Source organism: Streptomyces sp. NPDC036822 (assembly GCF_055609145.1).
Genome location: NZ_JBVJPY010000001.1, coordinates 764379 through 781076 on the forward strand (window position 1 = coordinate 764379; position 16698 = coordinate 781076).

Sequence of the window (16698 nt, forward strand, 5' to 3'; positions counted from 1 at the left end):
GACCGGCGCCTGGGCGGGCCCGGCGCGGGCACGGGTCAGGCGCGGCGGGGCCAGGCGCAGACGCGGACCCCGGCGCGGCGGGGGCCTGGCGGGGCGCGGGTTCAGGAGCCGCGGCGGAAGCCGATCGTGGGGACCGCCCGGCGCAGGGGCCAGGGCCGGGAGGCGGCCGGGAGCAGCCGTTCCAGGAAGGCGTAGCGGCCACGCAGGGCCTCGGGGTCCTGGCAGGCGTGGCCCTGGACGTGCTGCCACCAGGCGGCGACCTCGCCCCAGCCGGGGGCGGAGAGCGAGCCGCCGAACTCCTGGACCGACAGGGCGGCCGTCAGGCCGGCGAAGGCCAGCCGGTCCGCGAGCGTCCAGCCGGCGAGCGTTCCGGTGACGAAGCCGGCCACGAAGACGTCCCCGGCGCCGGTGGGGTCGAGGGCGGAGACCTGGATGGCCGGGACCTCGGCGGTCTCGCCGGTGGCCCCGTCGACCGCGTAGGCACCCTCGGCACCCAGCGTGACCACGGCGTAACGGACCTTGTCGGCGAGCGCCCGGGCGGCGGCCCGCGGGCAGTCGGTGCGGGTGTAGCGCATCGCCTCCTGGGCGTTGGGCAGGAACGCCTCGCAGTGCTCCAGGTCGGTCAGCCCGTCGAGGTTCCAGCGGCCGGTCTCGTCCCAGCCGACGTCGGCGAAGACCTTGGCCCCGCCGCGGGCGGCCTGGGCGACCCACTCCTCGGCGCGCCCCGGGACGAGGGAGGCGACGGCGGCGCGCGCGTGGGGCGGATAGGCGGGCAGGGCGCCGTCCAGCGGCGGGGCCTCGTGGCCGTGGGAGACCATCGTGCGCTCGTCCTCGTACGCCATGGAGACGGTGACCGGGGAGTGCCAGCCGGGGACGGTGCGGGAGAGCGAGAGGTCGATGCCCTCGCCCTGCTCCAGGGCGTCCCAGCAGTACTCGCCGTAGTGGTCGTCACCGAAGGCCGCGGCGAGCGAGGTGCGCAGGCCGAGCCGGGCGAGCGCGGTGGCCATGTTGGCGACCCCGCCGGGGCTGGAGCCCATGCCCCGGGCCCAGGACTCGGTGCCGCGCACGGGGGCGCTGTCCAGGCCGGTGAAGATGATGTCGAGGAAGACGGTGCCGGTGAGGAAGACGTCGCAGTCCGGGTCGGTGGCTTCCCGCAGGCGCACCAACGGGTCGACCCCGGCGTCGTGTTGCTGGTCTCCCCTTGGTGTGGTCACGGCGGCTCCCCGGTCGTGGTGCGGATCACCTCAGTGTGCCTGATGGGGGTGGGGTGGCGGAGGTTGACAGAGCCAGGAAGCGGGCGCTTCTACCCGTAGGAACCGACACCAAACACATTGTGTCTCAGATCACACATCGGGAGAGTGGTCCCGGCTTCTCCCCGGCCTCGGTCACTTGGTTACATAGTTCCGCGATCCCGTGCAACACCGGGCGCTCCACCCCCTCTTCTTCCTCTTCTGGAACGCCCATGTTGTCGCGCCCGCGCGCCCTGGGGCCTCTCGTCGCCCTGTTCACGGCCGGTTACCTCGCCCCGTACCTCCTGCCGACCGTCGTCGGCCGGCTCTCCGCCGGCCTCGGCCTCACCCCCGCCCAGGCGGGTCTGGTGGGGTCGGTCCTCCTGCTCGCATCCGCGTCCGCCGGTTTCACGCTCGCCGCGCGCGTGGAACGGATCGGCCCGCGCCGTGCGGCGCGGATCGGCCTGCTGGCCATGGGCGTCGGCTACGGCACGGCCGCGCTGAGCGCGAGCGTCCCTCTCGTCGTCGGTGGCGCGGTCGTCGGCGGCTTCGGCTCCGGTACGGCGACGGCGGTGGCCGCGACCGGGATCGCCGCACGACGGGACCCGCACCGCGCCTCGACGCTGGGCCTCCTGTCGGTCTCGGCGACGGCGGGCGCGCTCTACCTGACGCTGCCGCACCTCGGCGGCGGTCACGCGCTGCCCTTCGCCTCCATCGCCCTGGCGGCGCTGCTGGTCTGGCCGCTGACGGCGGGTCTGGCGGCTGGGCCACGGCGGGGCGGTGCGCGCAGGGCGGTGACGGTGACCGATCCGGTCTCCGCCCCGCTGCCCCACCGGCGCTCGGGCATGGTGCTGGCCGCCGGGATCGTCCTGTGGTCGATGGCGCAGAACGCGCTGTGGGGCGTGAGCGGCCGGATCGGGCTGACCCAGGCCGGACTGAGCGAGGTCACCGTCGGTGCCGTCTTCGCCGTGGCGCTCGGTGCCGGTCTGCTCGGGGTCACCGCGGCCGGCGCGCTCGGCGCGCGCCTCGGCCGGGCCGTGCCGATCGGGGCCGGTACGGCGGTCATCGCCTGCTGCGTCCTGCTGAGTTCGGCGGCGGGGAGCCTGCCCGCCTTCGCGACCGGCGAGGTCCTGTGGAACCTCTTCTACCCGGTGGTCCTTTCCTACCTGCTAGGCCTGGCCGCCTCCCTGGACCCGCGCGGCCGGTGGGCGGTGCTGGTCGGCTCCGCGTCCTCGCTGGGCGTGGCCTGCGGGCCGGTCGTCGGCAGTGTCCTGTCGGAGGCGGCCGGGTACCCCGGCATGGGCCTCGTGCTGTGCGTCGTGCTCCTCCTGGTCGCGGCCCCGATGACGGCCGTCGCCCTGCACACCTCGGGCCGGCCGCTGGTGCCGGGCTCCGTCCGCCGCCGCGGCGGCGCCCCGGCGGCGGTGGTCGCGGGCACCACGAGCGCCTCCACCGGCCTGCTGCCCCAGATCGGCGCCCCGGAGCAGGAGATCGCGGAGCTGCCCGTGCCGACCGCCCGCCGGGCCGTCCAGCGCTCCTTCCGCCTGGCCCGCCCCGACGACCGGGGATAGCGGCGGCCCGCTCGACACCGCGGCCCCGGGCCCTTTGTGTGACGAGATGGGATAGGGGTCATCCGGGTGGTGAACGGGACGTACCGCAACCGCAGCGCGCCGTCCCGTACTCCTCCAGGTCAGTCGCACGACACCTGAGGAGGCACTCATGAACGGGCTCCAGACCTTCCCCATGGCCCCGACCGCGCTCTCGGACCTCGACCCCTACCGCTTCCCCGCCGCCCTCACCCACGAGGGTCCCGAGGACCCCCGGACGGTCCTCGGGATCATGGGGCACGGTGACCGCCCGCTGCCGGCGCCCGCCCCCGCGAGCCGCCTGCCGATGCCGCTGGAGCCGGAGGACCGCCGCCGCCTGGACCTGCACGCGGCGCTCACCACGGCGGGCGTCGCGCCGCTGCCGGGGGACCTGGCGGCCATCGAGGCGCTGTGCCGGCTCGACGACGCGACCCACACCGCGCTCCAGCGGTGGATCACCCACGTCCTGTGAGCCGCCGCCCGCAGCCCTCCGGCCCGGGGGGGCGCTCCACCGTGGCACGGGGCTACGGATCAGAACTCGTCCGCACCGTCACGCAGCTGCGGCGTCCAGTAGCCGGTCAGCCACTTCGCCGGGTCGACGGCGATGCCCGCCGCGCCGGGCGCCCGCACCGCGATCACCTCGTGGCTTCCCTGGAGCGTGACGGAGAAGTCCGTCACCGGCTCGTTGTACTCGTCGACGCCGCCGTCCGACAGCTTCACCCGGGCGTAGGCGGGGGCGCCGGCCGTCAGGAGGACGGGGGCGGCGGGCTTGCTCTTGGCGACCGCCGGCACGTTCTGGCGGTGGCTCTCCAGGAACTGGATCTCCGGGAAGCCGTTCAGCCGGCAGGTCTGGCGCGAGGTGTTCCGCGCCGTCAGGACGAGGTGGGTGTGGGGCGGTCCGTCCTCCAGCGCGGCGCTGAGGGTGACGTCCTGGGGCGTGCAGACGCGGGTCGTGGCGGCCCGGCCGCCGGTGGCCTTCCCGGCACCGGTCCCCCGCACGGCACCGGTGTTCTTGCCGGTGGTGGCGCCGCCGTCCGTCGTCTCGCTGCCGCCCGCCGCGGGCGCCGAGGCGGAGGCCGAGGCGGCCGGTACGGGGTCGCCCGCCACGGAGGCGGTGGAGCCGGCCGGGGCCGAGCCCGCCGCCTTCGGCGCGGAACCGTCCCCTCCACAGGCGGTGAGCGTCAGGGTGAGGACGGCGCCGGCCGCGGTGGCGAGGACGGCGGTGCGGTTACGGAACGTACGCATGGGTGTTCCCCCGTAGGTGATGGCGTGGATCTGTCCGACGCGGCGCCGGGTGATCCGGCGGCGCTGGACACCACCGTGCCCGGCGGACGGGCGCCGCCGCCATGCTTCCCCGCCGACGCGGGACGCGGGAACGTTCCACCCCCACTGACCTGTGGAAACGATCGTTCCTGGAACGCCGGGACGGGACGGCCGACTCGCCGCCCCGTCCCTGTCCTGCGTCGTGGCGCCCGCCGGTCCACGCCGCCCGCCGGCCCGGCGCTCCGGGTCGCGTGCGGGTTTCCGCTGCTACTCCGCGTCGAAGTCGTACGCCTCGACCTCCGCGAGGTACCGCTGCCTGCGGGCCTCGTCGTCGTCGAGGAACGACGCCTCGAAGGAGTTGCGGGCCAGCGTCCGCAGCTGGTCGCGGCTCAGATCCAGCGCGCCGCGCACCGCGGCGAACGTGTCGCCGACGTAGCCGCCGAAGTACGCCGGGTCGTCGGAGTTGACCGTCACCTTCAGGCCCGCCGCCATCATCGAGGCCAGCGGGTGGTCCTCCAGGACGTCGATCGCCCTCAGCCGTACGTTCGACAGCGGGCACAGCGTCAGCGGGACCCGCTCGCGGACGAGCCGCTCCACCAGCTCGTGATCCTCCATCGCGCGCAGCCCGTGGTCGACGCGCTCCACGCCGAGGAGGTCCAGCGCCTCGCGGATGTAGGCCGGCGGCCCTTCCTCGCCCGCGTGGGCGACCTTGCGCAGTCCCAGCGCCTCCGCCGCCGCGTAGACCTCGCGGAACTTCGACGGCGGGTGGCCGACCTCGGCCGAGTCGAGGCCCACACCGGTGATCCGGTGCAGGTACGGCTTCGCCGCCTCCAGGGTCGCCATCGCCGACTCGGCGGACTCGTCGCGCAGGAAACACATGATCAGCCGGGTGGAGACGCCGTGCCGCTCCTCCGCGCCGTCCAGCGCCGCCGCCAGGCCCTCCACGACCGTTCCGATGCCCACGCCGCGTGCCGTGTGCGCCTGCGGGTCGAAGAAGATCTCGGCGTGCCGGACTCCCTGGGCCGCGGCCCGCGCCAGATAGGCGTCGGCGAGCTCGGTGAAGTCCTCGGCCGTGCGCAGGACGGCCATCAGCTCGTAGTACAGGTCGAGGAAGGACTGCAGGTCGTCGAAGAGGTACGCCTTGCGCAGGTCCTCGGTGCCGGCGTACGGCAGGGTGACGCCGTTGCGGGCGGCGAGCGCGAAGGCCAGCTCCGGTTCGAGGGTGCCCTCGATGTGGAGGTGCAGTTCGGCCTTGGGGAGGGGGAGGGGCATGGATCTATCTTTTCGGTAGGGGGACCCTCATGAGGTCCTGGGCGATGCTCAGCTCCCCCTCGAACCCGGCCGCTCGCGCCTGGCGTTCGAACTCCGCCGGGTCGTCGTAGCGCTGCGAGAAGTGGGTCAGCACGAGATGCCGTACCCCCGCCTCGCGCGCCACCTCGGCGGCCTGTCCGGCCGTCAGATGGCCGTGATCGGTGGCGAGCCTGACGTCCTCGTCGAGGAAGGTCGACTCGATGACGAGCATGTCGGCGCCTTCCGCGAGCACCCGCACACCGTCGCACAGCCGGGTGTCCATGACGAACGCGAACCGCTGCCCGCGCCGCACCTCGCTGACCTCGTCGAGCGTGACCCCGTCGAGGACGCCCTCGCGCTGGAGCCGGCCGACGTCCGGGCCCCTGATCCCGTGCTCGGCGAGCTTCGCCGGAAGGATGCGGCGCCCGTCGGGCTCGGTCAGCCGGTAGCCGTACGACTCGACGGGGTGCGAGAGGCGGTACGCGTCGAGGGTGTACGTGTCGGTGACGACGAGGGGGCCGTCGGCGGCGACCGGGGCCTCGGCCAGCTTCACGGTCTCGCGGTAGGCCGTGGCGTACCGCAGCCGCTCGAAGAAGCGCTGCCCGCTCGCCGGGTAGTGCGCGGCGACCGGATGCGGGACCTGGTCGAGGTTGATCCGCTGGATCACCCCGGCCAGGCCGAGCGAGTGGTCGCCGTGGAAGTGCGTGACACAGATCCGGTCGATGTCGTGGGCCGCGACGCCGGCCCGCAGCATCTGGCGCTGGGTGCCCTCGCCGGGATCGAAGAGGATGCCCTGGCCGTCCCAGCGCAGCAGATAGCCGTTGTGGTTGCGGTGCCGGGTGGGGACCTGGCTGGCCGTGCCGAGGACGACCAGTTCACGTACGGACACGACCGGTCCCTTATCCGGGGGGCCAGTTGAGCCCGCGGCCGCCGAGCACGTGCGCGTGGGCGTGGAAGACGGTCTGGCCCGCGCCCGCACCGGTGTTGAAGACGATCCGGAAGCCGCTGCCGTCGACCTTCTCCTGCGCGGCGATCTCCCCTGCCTCGCGCAGCACGTCGGCGGCCACGGTCGGCTCGGCGGCCGCGAGGGAGGCGGCGTCGGGGTGGTGGAGTCGCGGGATGACGAGCACGTGCGTGGGCGCCTGGGGGTTGATGTCCCGGAAGGCGACGGTCGTCTCCGTCTCCCGGACGATCGTCGCCGGGACCTCCCCGTTCGCGATCTTGCAGAACAGACAGTCGCTCTGTGGCTCTCCGGCCATGGCCCGGGCCTCCTCGCCTCCGATGATCAGTACCTCGGCATCGTATCGGCCGCACCGGGGGCGGGGGCCCTGGGCGCGGCACCACGGCTGCCGGAGAGGCGGAGGTCTCGGGCGTGCGGCACCACCGCCGCCCGAGGGGCCTCAGGGCTTGGGCGCGCGGCGCTGGAGCGCGGCGCGGCTCACCCAGTAGGTGATCACCACGACCCAGAAGAGCGGGAAGCCGAGCGCCCCGACGGCCGGCACGTCCGCCGTCCACAGCGCCATCGTCAGCACCGAGTGCAGCGCGAGCAGCCCGACGGCGACGCCCATCGCGACCACCGGCCGGCAGTTGCGCGCGACCAGGAGGAGCGGGCGGCGCAGCCGGGGCGAGACGCGTCGGGCCATCCACAGCGCCCAGCCGCCCCAGCCGCCGACGATCACGGCCGCGCCCACCAGGAGCGGGACGAGGGCCTCCCCCGCGCTTGCCCCGGGGTCGACGGCCGACGATCCGACGGCCGACGCGACGAAGCCGAGGAGAGCGACCCAGCGGGCACCCGCGACGGTGCCCCAGGCCATGGTCTCCAGGTTGTACCGGGCCTGCCGGTCGTTCAGGTCGAGGGCCGCGGACTCGACGAAGCCCTCGGCGGCCTTCGTCCAGGCCCCGGGCCGCAGCCAGCGGCGGCGCAGATGGAGCAGGGAGAGGTTGTTGTGCGCCTCGCTGCTCTCCGGGTTCAGCCGGAGCGCCGTCTCGTAGGCCCGCTGGGCGAGCCGGTGGTCGCCGACGCGGTGGGCGGTGAGCCCGACCAGGAAGTGCGCGTCGCTCTCCTCCGGCGCGAGGGCGACGGCGGCACGGGCGGCCTGGTACGCCTCCAGCTTCCGCTCGGCGCGCACGGACCGGTCGAGGACGCTGCCGAGGGCGTAGTGGCTGCCCCAGTACTGGGGAGCCAGCTCCACGGAGCGCCTGGCCGACCACTCGGCCTCCTCGTACCGCTTGAGCGCGAGCAGGACGTGGGTGCGCATGAGCCAGCCGCCGAGCGCGTCGGGCTCGGCGCGCAGGGCCTGTTCGACGGAGGCGAGGGACTCTTCCTCGCGGCCCAGGCGGTGCTGGCAGCGGGCGAGCAGCACGAGCGCGGTGGCGTCCTCCGGGTCGGTCGCCAGGTGCCGCGCGGCGTGGGCGGCGGCCTGCTCGTACCGGCCGGTGTCGTAGAGGGCGTCGGCGCGCCGGAGCTCCTGGCTCGTGCCGGGCGCGCTCACAGCTTGCGCTTCTTCTTGAGGTAGGCGACCAGGTCGTCGTACATGCCGCCGTCGTTGGCGAACATGGCGACGTTGCGGGCGGCGGCGAACCAGGACTCGCTGGACGGTTTGATCTGGCGGGCCGCGCCCAGCAGGTCCTTCATGCCGATCATGCGGACGGTGCCGGTACGGGCGGAGTCCAGGAGCGCGGACTCGGCCGCCGTCTCGCAGAGATGGGCGAGGTCGGCGCCGGAGAAGTCCTCGGTGACCTTGACGAGCTTGCCCAGGTCGACGGATTCGATGGGGCGCTCGCGCAGGTGGTAGCGGAGGATCGCCTCGCGGGCCGGGGCGTCGGGCGGCAGCACGAGCAGGGTCCGGTCGAGCCGGCCGGGGCGGCGCAGCGCGAGGTCCACGTCCCAGGGCACGTTGGTGGCGGCGAGCACGAAGACGCCGTCGTTGCCCGGACCGCTGTCGACGCCGTCGAGTTCGGTGAGGAGCTGGTTGACGACGTTGCGCAGGCCGCTGTGGTGCGTACGGGAGCGCTTGGCGCCGAGGGCGTCCAGCTCGTCGAGGAAGACGACGCAGGGGGCCTGGCGGCGGGCGGTCTCGAAGATGTCGTGGACGTTCTTCTCGGACGTGCCGATGTACATGTCGAGGATGTCGGAGAGCGAGATCGACATGAAGCTCGCGCCGAGTTCGCCCGCGACGGCGCGGGCGATGAAGGTCTTGCCGCAGCCGGGCGGTCCGTAGAGGAGGAGACCGCCGCGCAGCGACTTGCCGTACAGCCTGCGCAGTTCGGGGTTGCGCATGGGGGCGAGGAAGGCGGCCTCCAGGCGGTCCTTGACCTGCTGCATGCCGCCGACGTCGGCGAGGCGTACGGATCCGGGGGCGTCGACGTCCCAGGCGGACGCGTCCCCGGGGTCGCCGCTGCCGTCGGCGGTCAGCGGCCGCTCCACCCCGGCGTCCGCACCGGCGTCGTCGTCCTCGGCATCGTCGGCGTCGCTCCCGGCTCGGCTCTCGACGAACCGGGGGCCGACGACGTCGCCGATCTCCCGCTCGGCGGCGGCCCAGTCGAAGGGGGCGGGAGCCGCGTCGGGGGCGGGTGCCGCGTCGGAGGCGGCGCCCGAAGCCTCCTGGTCCGGGGCCGGGAGGTCCGCGGCCGGGGAGGGGGCCGGCGGTGCGGGGTCCGGAGCCGCCGTCGGCAGGCCCATCGCGCGGGCCATCAGGGCGCGGGCGGCCTCGTCACCGGGCGCGTGCTGGAGCGCCACGGCCGCCTCCGTGACGGCCTCGTCGTTGCGGCCCTCGGCGAGGAGGAGTTCGGCGACGTGCAGCCGCAGGGGAACGTCGTCGGGGGCGGCGGCGACCGCGGCGCGCAGACTACGGATCAGAGGGGATTCGTCGGCCATGCGTGCAGCCTAAGGAGCGCACCGCCCTCCGCGTCCACCGGGTCGGGAAGGCCGGTGGACGCGGGCCGGTACGCGACCGCTCTGCTCCCGTGCGCCGGCACACGCACGACGACTCGCGACGACCGATCGACTCCCACCCGCCGGCACGCGCGCGGCGGTTCGCGGCGAACGGGGCCCGGCGCTCCCCCCGGCACGCGCACGACGACTCGCGGCGGACGGGGCCCCGGCGCTCCCCCCGGCACGCGCGCCTCAGGACCAGCGGCCGGTGCGTCCCAGCAGGAGGGCCGTCGCCGCCGTGCCGGCGGTGGAGGTGCGCAGGACGCTGTGGCCCAGACGGTACGGCTTGGCTCCCGCCTCCTCGAAGAGCGCCAGCTCCTCCGGGGAGACGCCCCCTTCGGGCCCGACGACCAGCACGATCTCCCCGTCCGCCGGAAGCGGGGCGTCGGCGAGCGCTCCGCTGGGATGGGCGCGGTCCTCGTGCAGGACGGCCGCGAAGTCCGCCCGCGCCAGGAGGGCCGCCACCTGCTTGCCGGTCATGGCGTCGGCGACCTCGGGGAAGCGGGTACGGCGGGACTGCTTCCCCGCCTCGCGGGCGGTGGCCCGCCACTTGGCCAGGGCCTTGAGCCCCCGCTCCCCCTTCCACTGCGTGATGCAGCGGGACGCGGCCCACGGCACGATCGCGTCGACACCGGTCTCCGTCATGATCTCGACGGCGAGTTCGCCCCGGTCGCCCTTGGGCAGGGCCTGGACGACGGTGATCCGGGGGGTCGGCTCCGGGTCCTGGTGCGTGGCCGTGACCTCGACGGTCAGCCGGTCCTTGTCCTCGGCGGCGGTCACCGCGCACGCCGCCCAGGCTCCGCGCCCGTCCGTGAGGACGATCTCCTCGCCCGCGCGCAGGCGCTTCACGGAGACGGCGTGGCGGCCCTCGGGGCCGTCGAGCACGAAGGCGCCGGGGACGGGGACGGCGTCGACGACGAAGACGGGGGCGGTCATGTCACACGTTCCTCTGTGCGGGCGCGGTGAGCGCGATGTCGATCTCGGCGGCCAGTACCTCCACGAGCTGGCCGGCCGGGAGTTCACGGGCGAGACGGTGGCCCTGGCCGGCCCACAGGGCCATGCCCTGCGCGTCGCCGGCGGTGGCGGCGGCCTTGCGCAGAGGGGCGGTGAGGTGGTGGACCTCGGGGTAACCGGCGGGTGCGTACGGTCCGTGCTCGCGTACGAAGCGGTTGACGAGCCCGCGCGCCGGCCGGCCCGAGAAGGCCCGGGTCAGTTCGGTGCGGGCGAAGAGCGGATGGGTCATGGCCTGCTTGTGCAGGGGGTGCGCGCCCGACTCCGGGCAGACGAGGAAGGCGGTGCCGAGCTGGGCGGCGTCCGCGCCCGCGGCGAGCACGGCGGCGATCTGCGCCCCGCGCATGAGCCCGCCGGCCGCGATGATCGGCAGTTGCACGGCCTCCTTGACCAGCGTGACCAGCGCCAGGAGCCCGGTCCCGGCGTCGGCCTCCGGGTCGTCGCGGTGGGTTCCCTGGTGCCCGCCCGCCTCGACGCCCTGGACGCAGACGGCGTCGGCGCCGGCCCGCTGGGCGGCCTGGGCCTCCTCGGCGGAGGTGACGGTGACCACGGTGAACGTACCGACGCGGGCGAAGGCGTCGAGGGTTTCGCCGCCGGGGCAGCCGAAGGTGAAGGAGACGACGGGGACCGGGTCCTCCAGGAGGATGGCCAGCTTCGCGTCGTACGCGTCGTCGCGCCCGCTGTCGGCGTCGCCGAGGGCGGTCTCGTACCAGGTGGCCTCACCGGCGAGCTGGTGGCGGTACATCTCGACGGCGGCGGGATCAGCGTGCTGGCCGCTCTGCGGCATGAAGAGGTTGACGCCGAAGGGCTGGCCGGTGAGCCCGCGCACCTGCTTGATCTCCTGGTACAGGCCGCCCGCGGTCTTGTAGCCGGCGGCCAGGAAGCCGAGCCCTCCGGCCTCGCACACGGCTCCGACCAGCTGCGGACACGAGGCGCCACCCGCCATGGGGGCCTGCACGATCGGGTAGCGGGACAGATCGTTCAGTGCGGTCGTGGACATGCGGGCATCGTGTCACGAGCGGGCTCGGAGACCGAAACGACGGAGGGCGCCGTCCGCGGTGTGCAAACGGCGCCCTCCGGTGGGCCGGGGCCGGGTCCGTGCCGTGGCCTGCGACGTTTTCCGGCTACTTCCTAGCGGCCGTTGAACGCGTCCTTCAGGCGCGAGAACAGCCCCTGCTGCCCCGGCTGGAACTGCCCGGTCGGGCGCTCCTCGCCGCGCAGCTTGGCCAGTTCGCGCAGCAGGCGCTCCTGCTCCGGGTCCAGCTTCGACGGCGTCATGACCTCGACGTGCACGATCAGGTCGCCGCGCCCGCCACCGCGCAGGTGCGTGATGCCGCGCCCGTGCAGCGGGATCGACTGCCCGGACTGCGTGCCCGGGCGGATGTCGACCTCCTCGATGCCGTCGAGCGTCTGCAGCGGCACCTTCGTGCCGAGCGCGCCCGCCGTCATCGGGATCGTGACCGTGCAGTGCAGGTCGTCACCGCGCCGCTGGAAGGTCTCGTGCGGGACCTCGTGGATCTCGACGTACAGGTCACCGGCCGGGCCGCCGCCGGGGCCGACCTCGCCCTCGCCGGCCAGCTGGATGCGGGTGCCGTTGTCGACACCGGCCGGGATCTTCACCGTCAGCGTGCGACGGGAGCGGACCCGCCCGTCGCCCGCGCACTCCGGGCAGGGGGTCGGGACGACCGTTCCGAAGCCCTGGCACTGGGGGCACGGCCGCGAGGTCATGACCTGGCCCAGGAAGGAACGGGTCACCTGGGACACCTCACCGCGGCCGCGGCACATGTCACAGGTCTGCGCGGAGGTGCCGGGCGCGGCGCCCTCGCCGGAGCAGGTCGTACAGACGACCGCCGTGTCGACCTGGATGTCCTTGGTCGTACCGAAGGCGGCCTCGTTGAGGTCGATCTCCAGACGGATCATGGCGTCCTGGCCGCGGCGGGTGCGCGAGCGCGGTCCGCGCTGCGACGCCGTGCCGAAGAACGCGTCCATGATGTCGGAGAAGTTCCCGAAGCCGCCCTGGCCGAAGCCGCCGGCTCCACCGCCACCGCCCGAGGCGGACAGCGGGTCGCCGCCGAGGTCGTAGACCTGCTTCTTCTGCGGGTCCGACAACACCTCGTAGGCGGCGTTGATCTCCTTGAAGCGCTCCTGCGTCTTCGGATCGGGATTGACATCCGGGTGCAGCTCGCGAGCGAGCCGACGGAATGCCTTCTTGATCTCGTCCTGGGACGCGTCGCGGCGCACGCCGAGTACGGCGTAGTAGTCCGTGGCCACTTACGACTCCGCCAGGATCTGTCCGACGTAACGTGCCACTGCGCGTACCGCTCCCATCGTTCCGGGGTAGTCCATGCGGGTCGGTCCGACCACGCCGAGTTTGGCGACTGCCTCGTCGCCCGAACCGTAGCCGACCGCGACGACGGACGTGGAGGTGAGCCCCTCGTGGGCGTTCTCGTGCCCGATCCGTACGGTCATGCCCGAGTCCTTGGCCTCGCCGAGCAGCTTGAGGAGCACGACCTGCTCCTCGAGTGCTTCCAGCACCGGCCTGATCGTCAGGGGGAAGTCGTGCCCGAAGCGGGTGAGATTGGCGGTGCCGCCGATCATCAGCCGTTCCTCGTGCTCTTCCACCAGGGTTTCCAGCAGGGTCGCGAGCACCGTCGAGACCGTGCCCCGGTCCTCCGTCTCCTCGAAGGACTCCGGGAGATCCTGCACCAGCTGCGGCACGTCCGCGAAACGGCGGCCGACGACCCGGCTGTTGAGCCGGGCCCGCAGATCCGCCAGCGAGGTCTCGCCGAACGGCGCCGGGCAGTCGATCACCCGCTGCTCGACCCGGCCGGTGTCCGTGATCAGGACCAGCATCAGGCGGGCGGGAGCCAGCGAGAGCAGCTCCACGTGCCGGACGGTCGAACGGGTCAGCGACGGGTACTGCACGACGGCGACCTGGCGGGTCAGCTGCGCGAGCAGGCGGACCGTGCGGCCCACGACGTCGTCGAGGTCCACGGCGCCGTCGAGGAAGTTGTGGATGGCGCGCCGCTCGGGCGTCGACAGCGGCTTGACGCCGGCCAGCCGGTCGACGAAGAGGCGGTAGCCCTTGTCGGTCGGGATGCGGCCGGCGCTGGTGTGGGGCTGGGCGATGTAGCCCTCGTCCTCCAGGACGGCCATGTCGTTGCGCACCGTGGCGGGTGACACGCCGAGCTTGTGGCGCTCCGTGAGCGCCTTGGAGCCCACCGGCTCCTCCGTCCCGACATAGTCCTGGACGATGGCGCGCAGCACCTCGAGTCTGCGTTCGCTGAGCATGTCGCACACCTCCAGCTGTCGATCCGGTTGCTCCGTGTTTGGCACTCGCCCTGTTCGAGTGCCAGGAAACCCCCGGCAAGTGTACGGCGGCGGGCGTCACTCCAGGCAAGGAGGCCGTGCCCGAGCCGCCTCGTGGCCACCGCGTGGCCGTGCCGTGGCCGTGCCGTGGTCCCGCCGTGGCCGACCCGTGGCCGCGCTGTGGCCGCCACCCGGCCGCCCCGTGGCTCCGTCGTAGCGGATAGCGTCGCCGTATGGACGTCGGTTGGGAAGAGTTCGGCTGGGAGCGGCTCGCGGACGGGGTGGGGCGGCGGCGGCTGCCCGGCTGGGACGCCACGGTGGGTCTGGTGCTCGGCACGAGGTCGGTCCTCTTGTACGACACGGGTTCCACGCTCCGGGAGGGCGGGGAGCTGCGGTGTCAGGTGGAGAGCATGACCGGCCGCAAGGTGACGCACATCGCACTGAGCCACCCTCACTTCGATCATGTTTTCGGCACCGCGGCGTTCTCGGGGGCGGAGGTCTTCGGGGCGGTGGGCGTCGACGACCTGCTGCGGCGGGAACGGCAGGCGCTGCGGGCGGACGCGGTGCACCACGGGGTCGACGAGGCGGCGGCGACGGAGGCGGCCGACACCCTGGTGGCGCCGCGCCACACGGTGTCCGGGGAGTGGACGCTGGACCTGGGCGGCCGGCAGGTGCTGCTGGCCAACGTGGGTCCCGGTCACTCGGGGCACGATCTGGTGCTCCTCGTCCCCGGCGTCCCGGAGATCGTGTTCTGCGGCGACCTGGTGGAGGAGTCCGGCGAGCCGCAGGCCGGGCCGGACGCCATCGGCTCGCAGTGGCCGGCGGCGCTCGACCGGCTGCTGCGGCTGGGCGGGGAGGACGCCGTGTACGTCCCGGGGCACGGGGCAGTCGTGGACGCGGCGTTCGTGCGGACGCAGCGCAATGAGCTGGCACGGCGCTTCGGAGTGTCATAACGTCGCGCGAATGCGGAGCTACAACCCCGATCTCACGCCCCCGTGGAAGAAGCCGGCCCCCGTACCGGAGGTGCCGGCGGACGTCGACCTCGTCGTGGAGGAGGTGTCGACGGGCTTCTGCGGGGCGGTGATCCGCTGCGAGGCGGGCACGGTGACCCTGGAGGACCGCTTCGGCAAGCACCGGGTCTTCCCGATGGAACCGCGTGGCTTCCTCCTCGAGGGCCGCGTGGTCACTCTCGTCCGGCCCGCCGCGGGCGCGCCGGTCCGGCCCGCCCGTACGGCCTCAGGTTCGATCGCGGTGCCGGGCGCCCGGGCCCGGGTCGCGCGCGCCGGGCGCATCTACGTGGAGGGCCGCCACGACGCCGAACTGGTGGAGCGGGTGTGGGGCGACGACCTGCGCATCGAGGGCGTGGTCGTGGAGTACCTGGAGGGCGTCGACGACCTTCCCGCCATCGTCGCCGACTTCGGACCGGCGCCGGACGCCCGGCTCGGCGTCCTGGTGGACCACCTGGTCGAGGGCTCGAAGGAGTCCCGTATCGCGGCCCGCGTGTCGTCGCCGGACGTCCTGGTCGTCGGCCACCCGTACATCGACGTGTGGGAGGCGGTGAAGCCGTCCTCCGTCGGCATCCCGGCCTGGCCGGTGGTCCCCAGGGGCCAGGACTGGAAGACGGGCGTGTGCCGCGCCCTCGGCTGGCCGGAGAACACGGGCGCGGCCTGGCAGCACATCCTGTCGAAGGTCCGCTCGTACAAGGACCTGGAACCGGCGCTGCTCGGCAGGGTCGAGGAACTGATCGACTTCGTGACGGCGCCGTAGCCCGCTTCAGGGCGACGGGGGGCGCCGGTCCGCCCCGCCGGGCGGACCGGGCCGGCGGACGCTCCTCCCCTAGTCCACCAGGTCCCGCACCACCGCGTCCGCGAGGAGACGGCCCCGGAGGGTGAGGACCGCGCGGCCGGCGGCGTAGGGCTCGGCGGCGAGGAGGCCGTCGGCCAGTGCCTTGCGGGCCGCGGCGAGCCCCGCCGGCCGCAGGAGCGCGAGCTCGACGCCCTCCCGGAGGCGCAGCTCCAGGAGGACCCGCTCCACGCGCCGGTCCTCCGCCGACAGGATCTCGCGCCCCGCCCCCGGGGAGCGTCCCTCCGCCAGCGCAGCGGCGTACGCGCCCGGGTGCTTGACGTTCCACCACCGCACACCGCCCACGTGGCTGTGCGCGCCCGGCCCCGCGCCCCACCAGTCGGCGCCGCGCCAGTACAGCTCGTTGTGCAGGCAGCGCCCGGCCTCGGACGTGGCCCAGTTCGAGACCTCGTACCACGCGAAGCCGGCCTCGGCGAAGACGGCGTCCGCGATCAGATAACGGTCCGCGTGCACGTCGTCGTCGGTCATCGGCACCTCTCCGCGCCGGATCCGCCGCGCCAGCTGCGTGCCCTCCTCCACGATCAGCGCGTAGGCGCTGACGTGGTCGGGGCCGGCGCCGATCGCCGCGTCGAGCGAGGCCCGCCAGTCGTCGTCGGTCTCGCCCGGCGTGCCGTAGATCAGATCGAGGTTGACGTGCTCGAAGCCGGCGGCCCGCGCCTCCGCGACGCACGCCTCGGGGCGTCCGGGCGTGTGCGTCCGGTCCAGGACCTTCAGGACGTGCTGCCGCGCGCTCTGCATCCCGAAGGAGACGCGGTTGAACCCGCCCTCGCGCAGCTCCGCCAGATACGCCGGGTCCACCGATTCCGGGTTCGCCTCGGTCGTCACCTCGGCGTCGTCGGCGAGCCCGAACTCGTCCCGGATCGCGCCCAGCATCCGCACGAGGTCCGCGGCGGCGAGCAGCGTCGGCGTCCCGCCGCCCACGAAGACGGTCCGCACCGGCCGGGGGTCGTCGCCGAGCACCTTCCGGGCGAGCCTGATCTCCTCGACGACCTGCTCGGCGTAGTTGTCACGGGAGGCGAGCACGCCCCCGCTGCCGCGCAGCTCGCTCGCGGTGTAGGTGTTGAAGTCGCAGTACCCGCAGCGCGTCGCGCAGTAGGGCACGTGCAGATAGAACCCGAGGGGCCGCTCGGCCGCCCCTTCCAGGGCGTGCGCGGGCAGCGCCCCGGTCTCGGGCATGGGCTCACCATCGGGCAGTACGGAAGGCATGGACCCA

The 16698-nt window shown here is 74.0% G+C and carries 16 protein-coding genes; 4 read left to right on the top strand and 12 right to left on the bottom strand.

What is annotated here, in order from left to right; genetic code table 11:
* Positions 1–101 precede the first annotated feature (101 nt).
* A complete protein-coding gene (locus ACZ68P_RS03560; protein ID WP_471001932.1) occupies positions 102–1214 on the bottom strand; it encodes a PfkB family carbohydrate kinase in 1113 nt (370 codons plus the stop codon).
* Between the two features lie 248 nt (positions 1215–1462).
* Between ACZ68P_RS03560 and ACZ68P_RS03565 the strand changes: the two genes are divergently transcribed.
* Both ACZ68P_RS03565 and ACZ68P_RS03570 read left to right on the top strand, forming a co-directional pair.
* Positions 1463–2800, top strand: coding sequence for an MFS transporter (locus tag ACZ68P_RS03565; RefSeq protein ID WP_471001935.1), 1338 nt, complete (start codon positions 1463–1465; stop codon positions 2798–2800).
* 148 nt (positions 2801–2948) lie between these two features.
* A complete protein-coding gene (locus ACZ68P_RS03570; RefSeq protein WP_471001938.1) occupies positions 2949–3287 on the top strand; it encodes a hypothetical protein in 339 nt (112 codons plus the stop codon).
* 59 nt (positions 3288–3346) lie between these two features.
* Here ACZ68P_RS03570 and ACZ68P_RS03575 read toward each other — a convergent pair whose 3' ends face one another.
* From ACZ68P_RS03575 to hrcA, 10 genes are all read right to left on the bottom strand, one after another.
* Positions 3347–4060, bottom strand: a complete 714-nt coding sequence (locus ACZ68P_RS03575) for a DUF4232 domain-containing protein (protein WP_471001942.1) — start codon at positions 4058–4060, stop codon at positions 3347–3349.
* Between the two features lie 285 nt (positions 4061–4345).
* Entirely contained in the window at positions 4346–5350 is a 1005-nt protein-coding gene (locus ACZ68P_RS03580) for an adenosine deaminase (protein WP_471001945.1), read from the bottom strand.
* A 4-nt stretch (positions 5351–5354) separates the two neighbouring features.
* Entirely contained in the window at positions 5355–6257 is a 903-nt protein-coding gene (locus ACZ68P_RS03585) for a ribonuclease Z (RefSeq protein WP_471001948.1), read from the bottom strand.
* 10 nt (positions 6258–6267) lie between these two features.
* Entirely contained in the window at positions 6268–6627 is a 360-nt protein-coding gene (locus ACZ68P_RS03590; protein WP_471001951.1) for a histidine triad nucleotide-binding protein, read from the bottom strand.
* A 141-nt stretch (positions 6628–6768) separates the two neighbouring features.
* Positions 6769–7860, bottom strand: a complete 1092-nt coding sequence (locus ACZ68P_RS03595) for a tetratricopeptide repeat protein (RefSeq protein WP_471001954.1) — start codon at positions 7858–7860, stop codon at positions 6769–6771.
* On the bottom strand, positions 7857–9245 hold the full coding sequence (locus tag ACZ68P_RS03600) for an ATP-binding protein (protein ID WP_471001957.1): 1389 nt from the start codon (positions 9243–9245) through the stop codon (positions 7857–7859). The genes ACZ68P_RS03595 and ACZ68P_RS03600 overlap by 4 nt, the downstream gene beginning before the upstream one ends.
* A gap of 249 nt (positions 9246–9494) precedes the next feature.
* Positions 9495–10238: a 16S rRNA (uracil(1498)-N(3))-methyltransferase gene (locus ACZ68P_RS03605; RefSeq protein ID WP_471001959.1), complete on the bottom strand. Its 744-nt coding sequence runs from the start codon at positions 10236–10238 to the stop codon at positions 9495–9497.
* Position 10239: 1 nt separating this feature from the next.
* Positions 10240–11313, bottom strand: coding sequence for a nitronate monooxygenase (locus ACZ68P_RS03610; RefSeq protein ID WP_471001962.1), 1074 nt, complete (start codon positions 11311–11313; stop codon positions 10240–10242).
* A 131-nt stretch (positions 11314–11444) separates the two neighbouring features.
* A complete protein-coding gene (gene dnaJ / locus ACZ68P_RS03615; protein ID WP_471001965.1) occupies positions 11445–12584 on the bottom strand; it encodes a molecular chaperone DnaJ in 1140 nt (379 codons plus the stop codon).
* A complete protein-coding gene (gene hrcA / locus ACZ68P_RS03620) occupies positions 12585–13604 on the bottom strand; it encodes a heat-inducible transcriptional repressor HrcA (RefSeq protein ID WP_361434985.1) in 1020 nt (339 codons plus the stop codon).
* 251 nt (positions 13605–13855) lie between these two features.
* On the opposite strand from hrcA, the gene ACZ68P_RS03625 reads away from it, so the two are divergent.
* Positions 13856–14575, top strand: a complete 720-nt coding sequence (locus ACZ68P_RS03625; protein ID WP_471001968.1) for an MBL fold metallo-hydrolase — start codon at positions 13856–13858, stop codon at positions 14573–14575.
* A gap of 10 nt (positions 14576–14585) precedes the next feature.
* A complete protein-coding gene (locus ACZ68P_RS03630; RefSeq protein WP_471001971.1) occupies positions 14586–15389 on the top strand; it encodes a DUF3097 domain-containing protein in 804 nt (267 codons plus the stop codon).
* A gap of 69 nt (positions 15390–15458) precedes the next feature.
* Here ACZ68P_RS03630 and hemW read toward each other — a convergent pair whose 3' ends face one another.
* Positions 15459–16691: a radical SAM family heme chaperone HemW gene (gene hemW / locus ACZ68P_RS03635; protein WP_471001974.1), complete on the bottom strand. Its 1233-nt coding sequence runs from the start codon at positions 16689–16691 to the stop codon at positions 15459–15461.
* Between the last annotated feature and the right edge of the window lie 7 nt (positions 16692–16698).